The organism is Pseudomonas sp. CFBP 8772 (assembly GCF_014841665.1).
Classification (GTDB): domain Bacteria; phylum Pseudomonadota; class Gammaproteobacteria; order Pseudomonadales; family Pseudomonadaceae; genus Aquipseudomonas; species Aquipseudomonas graminis_B.
Genome location: NZ_JACYUI010000010.1, coordinates 1 through 15,483, shown reverse-complemented (window position 1 = coordinate 15,483; position 15,483 = coordinate 1). Strand labels below are relative to the sequence as shown.

13 protein-coding genes and 1 pseudogene are annotated in these 15,483 nt (G+C 60.1%); 13 read left to right on the top strand and 1 reads right to left on the bottom strand.

The window, feature by feature from the left end:
- Positions 1-25 precede the first annotated feature (25 nt).
- From IFT99_RS19125 to IFT99_RS19110, 5 genes and pseudogenes are all read left to right on the top strand, one after another.
- Positions 26-865, top strand: coding sequence for an AraC family transcriptional regulator (locus IFT99_RS19125; protein WP_192134359.1), 840 nt, complete (start codon positions 26-28; stop codon positions 863-865).
- 666 nt (positions 866-1,531) lie between these two features.
- Positions 1,532-1,912: a cupin domain-containing protein gene (locus IFT99_RS19120; protein ID WP_342214634.1), complete on the top strand. Its 381-nt coding sequence runs from the start codon at positions 1,532-1,534 to the stop codon at positions 1,910-1,912.
- Positions 1,913-2,542: 630 nt separating this feature from the next.
- The gene (locus tag IFT99_RS19115; RefSeq protein WP_192134357.1) at positions 2,543-3,619 is read left to right on the top strand and encodes a hypothetical protein; all 1,077 of its coding nucleotides are present in this window, start codon (positions 2,543-2,545) and stop codon (positions 3,617-3,619) included.
- Between the two features lie 105 nt (positions 3,620-3,724).
- Positions 3,725-3,835, top strand: a pseudogene (locus IFT99_RS26925) (cupin domain-containing protein); the annotation flags it as partial.
- Positions 3,836-4,306: 471 nt separating this feature from the next.
- Positions 4,307-5,389, top strand: a complete 1,083-nt coding sequence (locus IFT99_RS19110) for an Ig-like domain repeat protein (RefSeq protein WP_192134355.1) — start codon at positions 4,307-4,309, stop codon at positions 5,387-5,389.
- A 118-nt stretch (positions 5,390-5,507) separates the two neighbouring features.
- On the opposite strand, the gene IFT99_RS19105 is transcribed toward IFT99_RS19110, so the two are convergent.
- Positions 5,508-6,416: a LysR family transcriptional regulator gene (locus tag IFT99_RS19105; RefSeq protein ID WP_192134352.1), complete on the bottom strand. Its 909-nt coding sequence runs from the start codon at positions 6,414-6,416 to the stop codon at positions 5,508-5,510.
- A 128-nt stretch (positions 6,417-6,544) separates the two neighbouring features.
- Between IFT99_RS19105 and IFT99_RS19100 the strand changes: the two genes are divergently transcribed.
- The 8 genes from IFT99_RS19100 (at position 6,545) to dctM (ending at position 15,326) form a co-directional block, all read left to right on the top strand.
- Positions 6,545-7,384 (top strand): FAS1-like dehydratase domain-containing protein, encoded by an 840-nt coding sequence (locus tag IFT99_RS19100; protein ID WP_192134350.1) that lies wholly within the window; start codon positions 6,545-6,547, stop codon positions 7,382-7,384.
- Positions 7,385-7,448: 64 nt separating this feature from the next.
- Complete coding sequence (locus tag IFT99_RS19095; protein WP_192134348.1) at positions 7,449-8,612, top strand: acyl-CoA dehydrogenase family protein; 1,164 nt, start codon at positions 7,449-7,451, stop codon at positions 8,610-8,612.
- 10 nt (positions 8,613-8,622) lie between these two features.
- The gene (locus IFT99_RS19090; protein WP_192134346.1) at positions 8,623-9,972 is read left to right on the top strand and encodes an MmgE/PrpD family protein; all 1,350 of its coding nucleotides are present in this window, start codon (positions 8,623-8,625) and stop codon (positions 9,970-9,972) included.
- A 44-nt stretch (positions 9,973-10,016) separates the two neighbouring features.
- Complete coding sequence (locus tag IFT99_RS19085) at positions 10,017-11,216, top strand: CaiB/BaiF CoA transferase family protein (RefSeq protein WP_192134344.1); 1,200 nt, start codon at positions 10,017-10,019, stop codon at positions 11,214-11,216.
- Between the two features lie 68 nt (positions 11,217-11,284).
- Positions 11,285-12,109, top strand: a complete 825-nt coding sequence (locus IFT99_RS19080) for an HpcH/HpaI aldolase/citrate lyase family protein (RefSeq protein WP_192134342.1) — start codon at positions 11,285-11,287, stop codon at positions 12,107-12,109.
- A 182-nt stretch (positions 12,110-12,291) separates the two neighbouring features.
- A complete protein-coding gene (locus IFT99_RS19075; protein WP_065989489.1) occupies positions 12,292-13,290 on the top strand; it encodes a TRAP transporter substrate-binding protein in 999 nt (332 codons plus the stop codon).
- Positions 13,291-13,410: 120 nt separating this feature from the next.
- A complete protein-coding gene (locus IFT99_RS19070; RefSeq protein WP_192134340.1) occupies positions 13,411-14,043 on the top strand; it encodes a TRAP transporter small permease in 633 nt (210 codons plus the stop codon).
- A complete protein-coding gene (gene dctM, locus IFT99_RS19065) occupies positions 14,043-15,326 on the top strand; it encodes a C4-dicarboxylate TRAP transporter large permease protein DctM (protein WP_065989499.1) in 1,284 nt (427 codons plus the stop codon). Before IFT99_RS19070 ends, dctM begins: the two co-directional genes overlap by 1 nt.
- Positions 15,327-15,483 lie beyond the last annotated feature (157 nt).

Below are 15,483 nucleotides of genomic sequence, written 5' to 3'. Positions count from 1 at the left end.
CCGTCCACTGCCGCGAGCGCTGCCAATGGACACACACGCAGACGAAGACACCCATCTGACCCACTCCGCCCGGGACTGGGTGCTGCGTGCCGCGCCGCTGCCGCAGATCGAGCGGATCGAGGCGTATTTTCACGGCCACGGTTTCGAGATGCACCGCCACGACACCTACGCGATCGGCCACACGATGTCCGGAGTGCAGAGCTTTCAGTACGGCAAGGAACAGGTCAACAACCTGCCGGGGCAGACGATGGTGCTGCATCCCGACGAAGCCCATGACGGCCACGCCGGGACCGAAGACGGCTTTCGCTACCGGATGTTCTATCTGGAGCCGGCGATGATTCAGCAGGTGCTCGGTGGCAAGCCGCTGCCGTTCATCAGGGGCGGGGCGTCCAGTGATCCGTGCCTGTTCAGGGCGACTCAGGCGCTGCTGTCCGACCTGAATAACGCGCTGGATCCTCTGGAACTGGACGACGCGATCTACGACCTCGCCATCGCCCTGCAAGCGGCCGCCGGTGTGCGCAAGGGCCGGCAGACCGTCAATTACACCGGCGCGCAACGTGCGCGGGAAATGCTCATGGCCAGTCTGGAACAGGGCGTGAGCCTCACCGATCTGGAACAGGCCAGCGACACCGATCGCTGGCGCCTGTCTCGGGATTTCCGCGTGCTGTTCGGCACCACGCCCTACCGCTACCTGACCCTGCGCCGGCTGGACTTGGTGCGCCATTCGATAGCGTTGGGCGTGTCGTTGAGCGATGCGTCGGTGATGGCAGGATTCTCCGACCAGAGCCACATGACGCGGCATTTCGTGAAGACCTTCGGCTACCCGCCGGGGCGGTGGTTGAAGATGTTGAGGGCAGGCGCATAGCGGATCGAACGCCCTTGGTGGGACTGGCCTTGGCTGGGAAGGCTGTACACCTTGTGGGACCGGCTTCAGCCGGGAAGGCGCCAAGCGTCACGCCGCAGAATGGATGGCGTACCCACCGGCCTCTTCCCGGCTGAAGCCGGTCCTACTATTTGGACGCGGTCATCCTGTAGGACTGGCTTTAGCCGGGGATGCATCATGCGTCACACCGCAAAATGGATGGCGTACGCACTGGCCTCTTCCCGGCTGAAGCCGGTCCTACTATTTGGACGCGGTCATCCTGTGGGACTGGCTTTAGCCGGGAAAGCGTCAGGCGTCACACCGCAAAATGGATGGCGTACCCACCGGCCTCTTCCCGGCTGAAGCCGGTCCCACTATTTGAACGCGGTCATCCTGTGGGACTGGCTTTAGCCGGGAATGCATCATGCGTCACACCGCAAAACTGATGGTGTACGCAAGGGCCTCTTCCCGGCTAAAGCCGGTCCTACGAATACACCGCATACCCCCCTGAAACACTGCCCGCTTTTGTAGGACTGGCTTTAGCCGGGAAAGCGTCAGTCGCAACACCGCAAAACCGGATGCACCCACCACCCTGCAATAACGTACAAGACCCCACCCACCGCCACGCTCTAGATTGGCGTCACATCAAACCCTGTCGGAGCCGCCCTAGTGTCCACGTCCAACACTCAATACACCCCCATCAATTTCGCCCAGAAATACAGCCTGTTCAGCGAGCAGTGGCAGCCAAAAGTCATCGCGCAGATGAACGACTACCAGTTCAAGCTTGCAAGGCTGGAAGGGGAGTTTCTTTGGCACCGCCACGCTGACACCGACGAAACCTTCATCGTGATCGAAGGGTGTTTGCGCATCGATTTTCGTGACGGTTTCGTCGAGCTCAATGCGGGCGAGTTGTATGTCGTGCCCAAGGGCGTCGAGCACAAGCCGTCCGCTGCCCAAGAGGTGAAGCTGATGCTGATCGAGCCAAGCGGGGTGATCAACACCGGCGACGATACCAACGAGCGCACGGCGCCGAATGATAGGTGGATTTGAACAATGTAATTCAACCTTCCGCCGATTATTGCCCGAGGCGCCCAGGGTTTTAGGTGTGGTCGATACCTGGCGCCTTTTGCAGGGCTCACCACTCATCCCCCTGGACCTCCCACCTGCACGTAATTGTCGTGGAAAGCGTAGGGCCTCAGACCGTTTCGAAATAGTGGTTATTTCGAAAGCGCCCGTTGTGGATTAACCCCCTGATTATTCGGTTCATTCGCAATCGCTCGGGCTTGGCAATTCTGTGGCTACTGTCATATTTGACAGTAGCCACACCTAGCTTATGAAATTACCTTGGACGGAAAGGTCGTAGCAGTTGTGTCGATGTAGGTTTTCGGGAGTGTGGGTCAACGCGTTGAACTGTCTGATTCTGGAGAAAACAGATGGCTGACAATGTGGATGGGTCCCTGAGGATTGAGTTCTACAAAGATCGGGCCAGTGAAAGCTGGCTTCATTTCAGCGGGTGATATTTTTCACGAATACTTCGGTGGTAATTGCCCGCATAACATGTCCATCAACTTGTCCGGCGCCAACTGGATATCCGTGCTTTGAGTCGTCTGTACGCAGCTGCCTAATATGACAGGGTTAACTTTCAATAACAGCAATCATCCAAACGTTTAGGTGAATACGATGACAGACGAAAACACTCTATGCGAGGTTGTCAAAAATCCGGCAGCAGGCTTGGCCTCTCGCACCACCGGGATGGCTTCAACAACAGTGGATATATATGACGGTGATGTAAAAGTGGGGACAGCGCCGGTCGTCGATGGAGCATGGCAATATACCGCCTCCTCCCTCGCCAAAGGCGATCATCATTTCACGGCGAGACTCGATGCCCTGCGCAGTAATTCGTGGGACCTGACGATACGCGACGCGCTGCAACTGACCGCGCCGGGTGTCGTTGAGGTTTTCATGGACAGTGGGACTGGCTTTGGCAACTCGTTAAATCTCTTGAAAAGCATCAATTCTGCGACCGTGATTGTTAAATATCCCGGGATGGAAACGGGAGACCAGGTGACAACGAGCTGGAATGGAGCAGGAGGCTCAACCTCTGAAACCAAGCTGGCTGGAAGTTCAGGAGATGTAAGCTTTATCGTTCCGAAAACATATATAACTAGCAACACTAATCAGCGTGTTCGGGTGTCGTATACGGTCGTGCCAGTGGGTGCGACGAACACGGTGAATTCGCCCGAGATGGTGTTTGAAATTACTAACAGTTCGTTGGTTGGTAACCCCTATTTTGTTGAAGGATTTAGAACATCGCGGTACCGCTGCACTTTTAGTTCGGGTGAAATAGTAGTAAGTAACAGTACGAGTCCAGGTACCCGTTTAGGCTCGACTCCGAATGCAGGTCCGAGCGCGGAAACGCGATTCACAGCCACCGAGACAACCTCCACTTTTATGGAGAATAAAATCGGCGCTCAGCCGTGGCGCTATTCAGCAATATATCCAACTAACGTACCCGGTATCGGTTTCAAACTAATTGATGACCGTGGCACAATTCTCGAGGCTGGACCTGGTAATCGCAATGGGGCTGGCCTCTACGGTAATCCCGGTACTACGATGAGGGTCGAGTTTTTTAAGACAGGGTTCGTGGAACCCGGCACGATACCCGCAGGTGACGTAGTGGACTGGAGATTTGGCGCTAATCGGCTTCATTACATGTCAGTTTACTTAACTAACGCTATTAAAATTGTCGTGACTTGAATCGTACTCATCGGTGAGATATCCACGGCATACCGCAATTACGTAGCGCGTCGCGTTGCAGCCGTCCGGCTTGCGGGCGCCCGTGTCGTCAGGGCCGCCGCCGACAAGCCTTTCGCTGCCCAAGAGGTGAAGCTGATGCTGATCGAGCCAAGCGGGGTGATCAACACCGGCGACGATACCAACGAGCGCACGGCGCAGAACGACGTTTGGATATGAAGAGCTTTGCAGAAACTTCGGCCGACCTTATATAGACGTCTGAGATGGTTGGCGCGCAGCGCCACCGGCCGCCTCTCTCCAGCTCAGTTGACCAGCCATTATTTTTCCAAACCAGCTGCACTTGGCTCTATTGGACATGGCAATCCTTAAGATCTTTTCGGACTAGGGGTTAGTTTGATGGCACTTATACTCAGCTAAGCTGTTGATTTTCGCTGGTTTTGCTACGCATCCGGTGTGCATGACTTTGCGACTGTCAATTATGACAGTAGTCGTAGTGCCGGTAAAAAGTTAGGTTAATCGCGAAGGTCGTTAAATATTTGTTGATGGGAGGATAGCAGCGTGAAGCAGCTACCTCGAAAGCATGATTCGAGAAAAGATCGGTTCCTGATGTTAAATACGTACCGGCTTTGGTCATTGCGTGGACGACAGGAACATCAATGATTGATCCTGATTACCGTGTTGAGGTGAAAAATGGTAGATAACAGCGATGCCTGCAAAGTAGCAAATGATCCGGGGTCAGCCTGGACGTACCTTGCTGGCAGGGGGGCGCAAATCCTGGTGGACACAGTCGATATATATGATGGTGATACAAAAGTTGGAACAGCGCCGGTTGTAAATGGCGTATGGCAGTTCACTGCTTCCGCGCTGACCACGGGCGAGCATCGCTTTACCGCCAGATCGAACGCACTTCAAAGTAACCCATGGCACCTGACGGTGCGCGAAGCGTTGCAACTCTCAGCGCCGAGGGTCGTTGAAGTTTTCATGGACAGTGGGACCGGCTTCGGCAACTCGCTGAACTTGGCCAAGGTCACCAACTCTGCAACGGTTGTCGTCGAATATGCTGATATGCAGGCGGGAGACAGTGTCACGATGAACTGGAATGGGGCGGCCTCTTCTACGTCTCAAACAAAGTTGGTTGAAAGTGCCACAGGTTTGATCTTCGTCGTGCCTGGAACCTACAGTGATGACAACATAGATCTGCGTGTCAGCGTTTCCTACACGGTTACTCCAGTGGGTGACATCAGTAGGGTGAGCTCACCAGAGTTGGTTTTTAAGGTGACGTATAACTCTCTAGAGGGGCATCCCGACTTTGTCGAAGGGTATACGACTTCGTACTACACATTCTCATATTCGGCCGGCGAGATCGTTGTGAGTAACACGCTGAGCAATGGCACCCTTTTAGGCACGACCTCAACAGTCGCAGCCACCGCAGAGACGAGAGTCCGCTTTGATGATCCGGGCTCAAGTTTACTCGTGAATAAACGAGGCCCCCAACCCTGGGCGCTGTCGGAGACCTGGCCAACGAACGTTGAGGGCATCGGATTCAAGCTCATTTATCACACCGGCGAACTGGGTAAACCGGGTCCTGTCATACTTCCCGTTGCGACCTACAGCAATGGCGGTACGACGATGAGAATTGAGTTCTATAAAATAGGGTTTGTGAAGTCCGGCACACTGCTGTCGGGTGAATGGGTGAATTGGACATTTGGCGCTGCTCGTCTGAAATACATGGGGTTCACGATCACTCACGACATAAAAATAGTGGTTGTTTAAAGTGTACTTGTCGTTGAAACATCAAATGAATACCGGCTGAGCATTGGGTAAAGCGTCGCTAGTGGAAGCCAGGTTGCCGGTGGCGTTGCGGAATCGCCACGGCAGGTAAGTCGTGCTGCTACGGCATCGGCGTCGGCGGACTTGCATCGGGCAACAACACCGCAATCAACGCCCTGACCACCCCCGGCAGGGCGTCCAGTTCGCGGACCAGAATGCTTCGTTCGCGCACGGCCCAGGGCTCGTCGAGCTCGATGGTCACCAGCTTCATCGTCCTGCTGTGCCGCAACGCCGCCGACTCCGGGATCACCCCGATGCCCACCCCGGCTTCGACCATCCGGCAAATGGCCTCGAAGCTCGACACCTGAATCCGCAACGACAAATTCTGCCCCAGCCGCTCCACGTGATCGCGCAGAAAACTCAGCAATGTGCTGCCTTCGTGCAGCCCGATGTGCTGAAACGCCAGGGTTTGCTTGAACGTGATCTTTTTCTCGGCCGCCAGCTCATGGCCCACCGGCACGGTCAGCACCAGGCGGTCGGTGCTGAAGTGGATGACCTGCAAACCCGCCGCTTCCACCGGCCCGGCGATGATGCCCATGTCGGTGCTGCCATCGAGCACGCCGCGCACGATGTCCCGGGACAGGCGCTCCTGCAGGTCCACCGTGACGCCAGGCCGTTTCGCCAGAAACCCTGCCAGCACTTCAGGCAGAAACTCGGTGACGGCAGTGGTGTTGGCGAAGATGCGAATGTGCCCGGCCGAATCAGTCCCGTAACTGGTGAACTCACTCTTCAGGTAGTCCACCTGGCTCATGATCAGCCGCGCGTGTTTGAGCAGGCGCTGACCGGCGGGGGTCAGTTCCACGCCGCGGCTGTCGCGGTACAGCAGGCGTGTGCCGAGTTGGCCTTCCAGCGCCTTGATCCGTGCGCTGGCGGCGGCAGGGGAGAGAAACGCCCGGCGCGCGCCCTGGGTCAGGCTCGGTGATTCGCCGATGTGAATGAAGAGGCGCAAGTCAGCCAGGTCGAAATGCATGGGCGTGTCCGGACGTTGCAGGAGGCGTTCAGCATACCCGAACGCCGCTATACGCAAATGCAAATTCACAGAATGCCGGCGCACTTCCATGATCGGGCCATAACAACAAACCCGGAGGGTTCCCGCCCATGAGCGCTGCAGCGTCACCCGTGGATTTCACGGCCTGGATTGGCCGCACCGAAGAAGCCCAGGATCATCTGAGCGTCAACCTGATCAAGCGCATCGCCGCCACCTTTGGGGAGCCCACGCCCGGTGTGGGCGACCCACTGCCGCCGCTGTGGCAATGGTGTTTTTTCCAGGAGCCGCTGTTCGAAGCGCAACTCGGCGGTGACGGCCACCCGGCCCGTGGCGGCTTTCTGCCCCCGGCGGACAATCGCAACCGCATGTGGGCCGGTGGCCGCGTCGAGTTCATTCAGCCGCTGAAGGTGGGTGCTGACGCCCATCGCCTGTCGACCATTCTGCACATTGAGGAAAAGCACGGCCGCACCGGGTCGCTGCTGTTCGTGACCGTGCGCCACGACTACTCGCAAGACGGCGAGTTGTGCGTGCGTGAGGAGCAGGACATCGTTTACCGCGAGCCCAATCCGCCAAAGCTCAACAGCGGTGACGCGCCAGAGCAGGGCGAGTGGAGCGAGGTCATCGAGCCGACGCCGACGCTGCTGTTCCGCTATTCGGCCGTGACCTTCAACGGCCATCGCATTCACTACGACTATCCCTACGTCACCGGCACCGAAGGCTATTCCGGCCTGGTCGTGCACGGGCCGATGATCGCCACGTTCAACCTGCGCGCCTTCATTCGCGCCCATCCCGACAAGCGCGTGCGGCATTTCGCCTATCGCGGCGTACGCCCGCTCAACGTGCCTGCGGCGTTTCGCGTTGGCGGGCGAATCGTCGAGCCGGGCAAGGCGCAGCTGTGGGCTGGCAATGACGCCGGCGTCGCCCAGAGCGCCGAAGTCGTTTTTGACTGAACCCTTCTTTCTATACAGCCAGGCGCGCCGATTCCGTGGCCGCCGGCCGATGCGAGTGGACACCATGAACCCTTACGAAAACGAAGACCTCAATGCCATACGTGACGGCGTGCGCGCGCTGTGTGCCCAGTTTCCGGCCGAATACTGGCGCAAGATCGATGAACAGAAAGGCTTCCCGGACACCTTCGTCAAGGCGCTGACCGACGAAGGCTGGCTGTCGGCGATGATTCCCGAAGAGTACGGCGGCTCCGGGCTGGGCCTGGCGGAAGCTTCGGTGATCCTTGAAGAAGTGAACGCCTGCGGCGGCAATTCCGGCACCGTGCACGGCCAGATGTACAACATGTTTACCCTGCTGCGTCACGGCAGCGACGCACAGAAAAGCTACTACCTGCCCAAGCTCGCCAGCGGCGAACTGCGCCTGCAATCCATGGGCGTGACCGAACCGAGCACCGGCACCGACACCACCAAGATCAAGACCACGGCGGTGAAGCAGGGCGACAAGTACGTGATCAACGGCCAGAAGGTCTGGATCTCCCGCGTGCAGCATTCCGACCTGATGATCCTGCTGGCGCGCACCACGCCGCTGGCCGAGGTGACGAAAAAGTCCGAAGGCATGTCGATCTTCATCGTTGACCTGCGCGACGCCATCGGCAACGGCCTGACCGTTCAGCCCATCGCCAACATGGTCAACCACGAGACCAACGAGCTGTTCTTCGACAATCTCGAACTCCCCGCCGAGAGCCTGATCGGCGAGGAAGGCAAGGGCTTCCGCTACATCCTCGACGGCCTGAATGCCGAACGCACGCTGATCGCCGCCGAATGCATCGGCGACGGCCGGTGGTTTATCGAGAAGTCCGCCGCCTACGCCCGTGATCGCGTGGTGTTTGGCCGCCCGATCGGGCAGAACCAGGGCGTGCAGTTTCCCATCGCCGAAGCGCACATCGAAATCGAAGCGGCGGACCTGATGCGCTGGCGTGCCTGCGAGGAATACGACAACGGCAAGAACGCCGGTGCCAGCGCCAACATGGCCAAATACCTTGCGGCAAAAGCGTCGTGGGAAGCGGCCAATGCGTGCCTGCAAACCCATGGCGGATTCGGGTTCGCCTGCGAGTACGACGTGGAGCGCAAATTCCGCGAAACCCGTCTGTATCAGGTCGCGCCGATCTCCACCAACCTGATTCTTTCCTACGTTGCCGAGCACCTGCTCGACCTGCCGCGCAGCTTTTGAGGACGCCGAAATGAGCCATACCCAGGCATTGGCGGGTTTCCTCGCCGAGCTGACCTACGAGCAAATTCCCGGCGTCGTGCTGGACCGAACCGAAGACCTGTTCCTCGACTGGATCGGCTCGGCGCTGGCCAGCCAGGGCGCACGGCCGATTCCGTTGTTCGAGCGCTACGCCGAACGCATGGGCCCGCAACAGGGCAAGGCGAAGATTCTGGTGAGCGGTCGCGGCACTTCGGCGTACTTCGCCGCGCTGGTGAACGGTGCGTCTTCGCACCTGGTCGAGCAGGACGACCTGCACAACAGCTCAGTGCTGCACCCGGCGACGGTGGTGTTCTCGGCCGTGCTCGCAGCGGCTCAGGACCTCGACAAAACCGGCCAGGATTTACTGCTGGCGTCGGTCGCCGGTTATGAAGCCGGCATCCGCATCGGCGAATTCATGGGCCGCTCCCACTACCGCATCTTCCACACCACCGCGACGGTCGGCACCCTGGCCGCTGCGGTGGGCGTCGGCAAGCTGCTGAATTTCGACAAAGAGCAGTTCATCAATCTGCTGGGCACGGCGGGCACCCAGGCCGCCGGGCTGTGGGAATTTCTCCGTGACGCAGCCGATTCCAAGCAGCTGCACACCGCCAAGGCGGCGGCCGATGGCCTGCTGGCGGCGTACCTCACCGAAGACGGCCTGACCGGCGCACGGAATATTCTCGAAGGCGATCAGGGCATGGCGGCGGGGATGTCCAGCGACAGTGATCCCGCCAGGCTGTCCGACCGCCTCGGCAGCCGGTGGGCGCTGGTGGAGACCTCATTCAAGTTTCACGCCTCGTGCCGCCACACCCATCCGGCGGCCGATGCCCTGCTGCACCTGATGCAGCGCGAAGGCCTGCGCCATGGGCAGATCGCCAAGGTCGTCACCCGGGTTCATCAGGGCGCCATCGATGTGCTCGGCCGGGTCGATGTGCCGCAGACCGTGCATCAGGCGAAGTTTTCCATGGGCGCAGTGCTCGGGTTGATTGCGGTTCACGGCAGCGCGCAGTTGATCGAATTCCGCGACCTGGCCCTGAGCGATGCCGACGTTGCGGCCTTCCGCGAAAAAGTGACGATGGAACTGGACCCGGAGGTCGACGGCGCTTATCCAGCGCGCTGGCTGGGGCGGGTGATCGTGACCACCACCGATGGCCGGGTGTTGAGCGCTGGCATCGATGAGCCGAAGGGCGATCCGGGCAACACCCTGTCGCGGCCTGAGCTGGAGGACAAGGTTCAGCGCCTGCTGGCGTTCTCCGGCGCACGCACGGCGGAGCAGGGCACGGCGTTGATCCGGCGGGTGTGGCAGCTGCGCGATGCGCAGGATTTGAACGATCTGATCTAAACGCAAGCGCGCTCCTGCAGGTGGGCACGAAGAGGTTTTCGAACATGACTCAACAACCCCCGCGTCCTTTGGACGGCATCACCGTCGTCAGCCTTGAACACGCCATCGCGGCGCCGTTCTGCACACGCCAACTGGCGGATCTGGGCGCCCGCGTGATCAAGATCGAGCGCCCCGGCGTCGGCGATTTCGCCCGTGGCTACGACCAGCGCGTCGACGGCCTGGCCTCGCATTTCGTCTGGACCAACCGCTCCAAGGAAAGCCTCACCCTGGACCTCAAGCAGGACCAGGCCGGCGACATTCTTGAGTCGTTGCTCGGCAAGGCCGACGTGCTGGTGCAAAACCTGGCGCCGGGCGCCGCTGCCCGTATGGGCCTGTCGTTCGAAGCCCTGCACGAACGTTTCCCGCGCCTGATCGTCTGTGACATTTCGGGTTACGGCGAAGGCGGGCCCTACGAGAAGAAGAAGGCCTACGACCTGTTGATCCAGAGCGAGGGCGGCTTTTTGTCGGTCACCGGTGGTCCCGGGGAAAACGAGATGGCCAAGGCCGGTTGCTCCATCGCCGACATCGCCGCCGGGATGTACGCCTACACCGGGATTCTGTCGGCGCTGATGCTGCGGGACAAAACCGGGCAGGGCAGCCGCATCGACGTCAGCATGCTGGAAAGCCTGGTGGAGTGGATGGGTTACCCGATGTATTACGCCTACCACGGCGCGCCCCCACCGCCACGGGCCGGCGCGTCCCACTCGACGATCTATCCTTACGGGCCGTTTCCCACCGGCGGGGGCGGCACGATCATGCTGGGCCTGCAGAACGAGCGCGAATGGGCGGTGTTCTGCGAGAAGGTCCTGCTCGATCCGGCGCTGGCCACCGACGAGCGCTTTTCCGCGAATTTCAAGCGCTCGGAAAACCGCGAGGCGCTGCGGCAGATCATCGTCGACGGCTTCGCGTCTTTGAGCGTCGATGACGTGGTTGCTCGTCTGGAAGACGCGCAGATCGCCAACGCCCGGGTCAACGATATGCAGGGCGTCTGGGACCATCCGCAGCTCAAGGCCCGTGACCGCTGGTGCGAAGTCGACAGCCCGTCCGGCCCGCTGCCGTCGCTGCTGCCGCCGGGCCACAACACCGCGTTCACGCCGCGCATGGACGGCGTGCCGGGCCTGGGGCAGCACACCGGCAGCATCCTCGGCGAGCTGGGGTTTTCGGCTGAAGACCAGGCGCGGATGGCGGCGGGCGGGGTGGTCTAGCGCCCGATCTGCAAAAGGCTCTTTTGCGCAGCGCATCCCTTCCCACAGGACACTCTCAGGACACCCACATGGCCCACACCAACATCCGCTCCGCACTGTTCGTCCCCGGCAGTCGCCCCGATCGTTTTGCCAAAGCGCTGGCGGCCGGCGCCGATGCCGTCATCGTTGATTTCGAAGACGCCGTCGAAGAACCTCTCAAGCGCCAGGCGCGGGACAATCTCGCGGCCTTCCTGAACGACAACCCCCAAGCCTCTGTGTGGGTGCGGGTCAATGCGCCGACTCATGCCGAACATGCCGATGACTTGGCGTTTTGCCGGCAGCACGCGGGCGTGGCCGGGGTGCTGCTGCCGAAAGTCGAGACTGCTGCTCACGTCGCGGCGGTCTGGCAGACAGGCAAACCGGTTCTGCCGATCATCGAAAGCGCCAAGGGCCTGCTGGCCCTGGAGCAGATCGCCCATGCCAAGGGGGTCGAGCGTTTGTCGTTCGGCGGGCTCGACCTGGCCCTGGACCTGAACCTCAATAGCGGCACCCACGCTGCACAGATGTTTCTCGACCAGGCGCGGATGTCGGTGCAACTGCATTCAAGGGGCGCGGACCTGCTGCCACCGCTGGACGGCGTGCACCCGGCCATCGGCGACCCGAAAGGTTTGCACCGCGCCATTCGCCACGCCTACGACATGGGGTACGGCGGCGCGTTGTGCATCCATCCGGCGCAAGTGCCGGTGATCCACGCCGCGTTGGCCCCCAGCGCTGATGACTTGAACTGGGCGCAAAAGGTGATCAACGCCAGCGCGGCGGCCAAGGGGGCGGGAGCCTTTCAGCTGGACGGGCACATGGTCGACGCGCCGGTGTTGCTGAGGGCCCAACGTTTGCTGGCGCTGGCGGCGGGGTGAACGCAGTCGCCGCCGGGGCGCCGGTGGAAAGCTGGATCGCGTTCAGCAACCCCGAACGCCGGCTTTCACAAAAGCAGATTCTCTAAACACCGGAGCTTCGTCATGGTGGAGTTGCACTATGCTCATGGGCTCCACCTGCTCCTGCCAACATAAGTTCATACAAAAATAAAAAGGTGATATCGATGTTGAAGCTGACCAAAGCGCTTTTCTGCGCGGCCGCAGTGTCTGTGGCCAGCCTTGCACAGGCCGCTGATCCGATCACGATCAAGTTCGCCCACGTGGTGGCGGAAAACACGCCGAAGGGGCAGGGCGCGTTGCTCTTCCAGAAGATGGTCGCCGCCGACCCGGCCTTGAAAGACAAAGTCAAAGTCGAGGTGTACCCCAACTCCTCGCTGTTCGGCGACGGCAAGGAAATGGAAGCCCTGCTGCTCGGCGACGTGCAGATGCTGGCGCCGTCACTGGCGAAATTCGAGCAGTACACCAAGAAAGTGCAGATCTTCGATCTGCCGTTTCTGTTCAACGACCTCGCTGCCGTTGACCGCTTTCAGCAGGGTCCCCAGGGTAAGGCGTTGCTGACCGCGATGGACGACAAAGGCATTCACGGTCTGGCGTATTGGCACAACGGCCTCAAGCAACTCTCCGCCAACAAGAAGCTCGTTGAACCGAAAGATGCCCGTGGCTTGAAATTCCGCGTTCAGGCCTCCAGCGTGCTCGAAGCCCAATTTGTCGCCCTGCACGCCAACCCGCGCAAGATGAGCTTCGCCGAGGTCTATCAAGGCCTGCAGACCGGCACCGTCAACGGCACCGAAAACACCTGGTCGAACTACGAAAGCCAGAAGGTCAACGAGGTGCAGCCGTTCTTCACCGAGTCCAACCACGGCCTGATCGACTACATGGTGATCACCAACTCCAAGTTCTGGAACGGCTTGCCGGCGGACGTGCGTGGCGAACTGCAAACCATTATGGATCAGGTGACGGTCGAGGTGAACAAGCAGGCCGAAGCGCTGAACCAGACGGCCAAGCAGAAAATCATCGACGCCAAGACCAGCGAAATCGTGACGCTCACCCCTGAGCAGCGCGCGAAATGGCGTGAAGCCATGAAGCCGGTCTGGGACAAGTTCTCCGAAGAAATCGGTGCCGACCTGATCAAGGCTGCCGACGATTCGAACAAGGCGCCTTGAGCCCTTCCTTCGCTTCTCGATACAGACCGTGACGGCCCGGCGGCCACCCGTTTCGCGGGTGATCCGCCTCCACGGCCGTCGCCATGCCCGGCTACATTCGGCTTCGTTCGGAGAATGCTTATGCACCCGCTGACGCGATTCTGGGAGCATCTGGAGGAGGGTATCATCGCCTTCCTGCTGGCTGCCATGACCCTCGTGACGTTCGTCTACGTGGCGTTGAACAACATCTACACCCTGTTTTATTCCCTCAGCGATCAATGGGCCGTCAGCAGCGATTTCTTCGCCGGCATCGGCGACCACCTGATGGGTTACGCCCAGGGCATGACCTGGAGCGTGGCGCTGACCAAAGCCCTGTTTGGCTGGCTGATCTTCTTCGGGATTTCCTACGGCGTGCGCACGGCGGGCCACCTGGGTGTCGACGCGCTGGTCAAGAAAACCAGCAAGCCGGTCCAGCGGATTCTGGCGATGCTGGCCTGCGCCTGTTGCCTGGCGTACGCCGGCTTGTTCCTCGTCGCCAGCTACAAGTGGGTCGCAGCGCTGTTCATGGCCGGCATCGGTGCCGAGGACCTTGATCGGTTCGGCATCAAGGTCGCCTACATCGCCGTCATCGTGCCCATCGGCTTTGCTCTGGTGATCGCGCGCTACCTGGAAATCCTTTACCGCATCTGGACGCACCGGCAGACCGGTCTGGGTCTGGCCGACGAAGCGGCTGAAGCGAGCAAACTCGCCAACCCTGCCGAGGAGCAGCACTGATGACCGTTATCTGCCTGTTCCTGCTGCTATTCGTTTTCATGTTCCTGGGCGTGCCTATCGCTATTTCCCTGGGATTGTCCGGCGCCGTTTCGATCCTGCTGTTCAGCCCGGACTCGTTGAGTTCGCTGGCGATCAAACTGTTCGAAACCTCCGACAGCTACACCTTTCTGGCGATTCCGTTCTTCCTCTTGTCCGGGGCCTTCATGACCACCGGCGGGGTGGCGCAACGGCTGATCGACTTCGCCAACGCCTGCGTCGGCCACATTCGCGGCGGCCTGGCGATTGCGGCGGTGCTGGCGTGCATGCTGTTCGCGGCGTTGTCCGGTTCATCGCCCGCCACCGTGGCGGCCGTGGGGTCGATTGCGGTCGCCGGCATGGTGCGTTCCGGTTACCCGAAGGCATTCGGCGCGGGCATCATCTGCAACGCCGGTACGCTGGGCATTCTGATTCCGCCGTCCATCGTGATGGTGGTCTACGCCGCCGCGACGGAAACGTCGGTCGGCAAGCTGTTCATTGCCGGTGTGGTGCCCGGGATCCTGCTCGGCGTGATCCTGATGGTGGTGATCTACATCGTCGCCCGGGTCAAGAAACTCCCGGCCCAGCCACGGGTGACCTTCCGCCAGTGGCTGCACACGGCGCAACGGGCGTTTTGGGGCCTGATGCTGCTGGTCATTATCCTCGGCGGCATCTACAGCGGTATGTTCACGCCGACCGAAGCGGCGGCAGTGGCGGCGGTCTATTCGGCGTTCATCGCGCTGTTCGTTTACAAGGACATGAGCTTCAAGGACTGCCCGAAGGTGTTGCTGGAGTCGGGCCGGCTGTCGATCATGCTGATGTTCATCATCGCCAACGCCATGCTGTTCGCCCACGTCCTGACCACGGAGCAGATTCCGCAGCAGATCACCGCTTGGGTCATTTCCGAAGGCCTGACACCGATCGGCTTCCTGATCATGGTGAACATCGTGCTGCTGGTCGCAGGTAGCTTCATGGAGCCTTCGGCAATCATCCTGATCCTGGCGCCGATCTTCTTTCCAATCGCGATGAAACTCGGCATCGACCCGATTCATTTGGGGATCGTCATGGTGGTCAATATGGAGATCGGGTTGGTCCACCCACCGGTGGGGCTGAACCTGTTCGTGACGTCTGCGGTGACGGGGCTGACACTGGGCGAGACCATCCGAGCGGCGCTGCCGTGGTTGTCGATCCTGCTGGTGTTCCTGCTGCTGGTGACTTACGTGCCTTATATCTCGCTGGCGCTGCCTAACTGGCTGGGGATGCCATGAGAGAGGGGACTCGTCCTTAGAGCTACATCAAGATCAAGATCAAGATCAAGGTCTACGGCGGTCTGCCTAAGGGCAGACTGTTTCGCCTTCGGCGAGTTACTTTTAAAAAGCGGTGTGTGTCAACGTAGTTGTCGCTTTAGATCTTAAGCAGCTTGTC

Bases quoted from the DNA above. Each gene is read 5' to 3' on its own strand.
- IFT99_RS19085 (WP_192134344.1), top strand. From the start codon at position 10,017: ATGACTCAACAACCCCCGCGTCCTTTGGACGGCATCACCGTCGTCAGC.
- IFT99_RS19080 (WP_192134342.1), top strand. From the start codon at position 11,285: ATGGCCCACACCAACATCCGCTCCGCACTGTTCGTCCCCGGCAGTCGC.
- IFT99_RS19105 (WP_192134352.1), bottom strand. From the start codon at position 6,416: ATGCATTTCGACCTGGCTGACTTGCGCCTCTTCATTCACATCGGCGAA.
- IFT99_RS19100 (WP_192134350.1), top strand. From the start codon at position 6,545: ATGAGCGCTGCAGCGTCACCCGTGGATTTCACGGCCTGGATTGGCCGC.
- IFT99_RS19125 (WP_192134359.1), top strand. From the start codon at position 26: ATGGACACACACGCAGACGAAGACACCCATCTGACCCACTCCGCCCGG.
- IFT99_RS19095 (WP_192134348.1), top strand. From the start codon at position 7,449: ATGAACCCTTACGAAAACGAAGACCTCAATGCCATACGTGACGGCGTG.
- dctM (WP_065989499.1), top strand. From the start codon at position 14,043: ATGACCGTTATCTGCCTGTTCCTGCTGCTATTCGTTTTCATGTTCCTG.
- IFT99_RS19090 (WP_192134346.1), top strand. From the start codon at position 8,623: ATGAGCCATACCCAGGCATTGGCGGGTTTCCTCGCCGAGCTGACCTAC.
- IFT99_RS19115 (WP_192134357.1), top strand. From the start codon at position 2,543: ATGACAGACGAAAACACTCTATGCGAGGTTGTCAAAAATCCGGCAGCA.
- IFT99_RS19075 (WP_065989489.1), top strand. From the start codon at position 12,292: ATGTTGAAGCTGACCAAAGCGCTTTTCTGCGCGGCCGCAGTGTCTGTG.
- IFT99_RS19110 (WP_192134355.1), top strand. From the start codon at position 4,307: ATGGTAGATAACAGCGATGCCTGCAAAGTAGCAAATGATCCGGGGTCA.
- IFT99_RS19070 (WP_192134340.1), top strand. From the start codon at position 13,411: ATGCACCCGCTGACGCGATTCTGGGAGCATCTGGAGGAGGGTATCATC.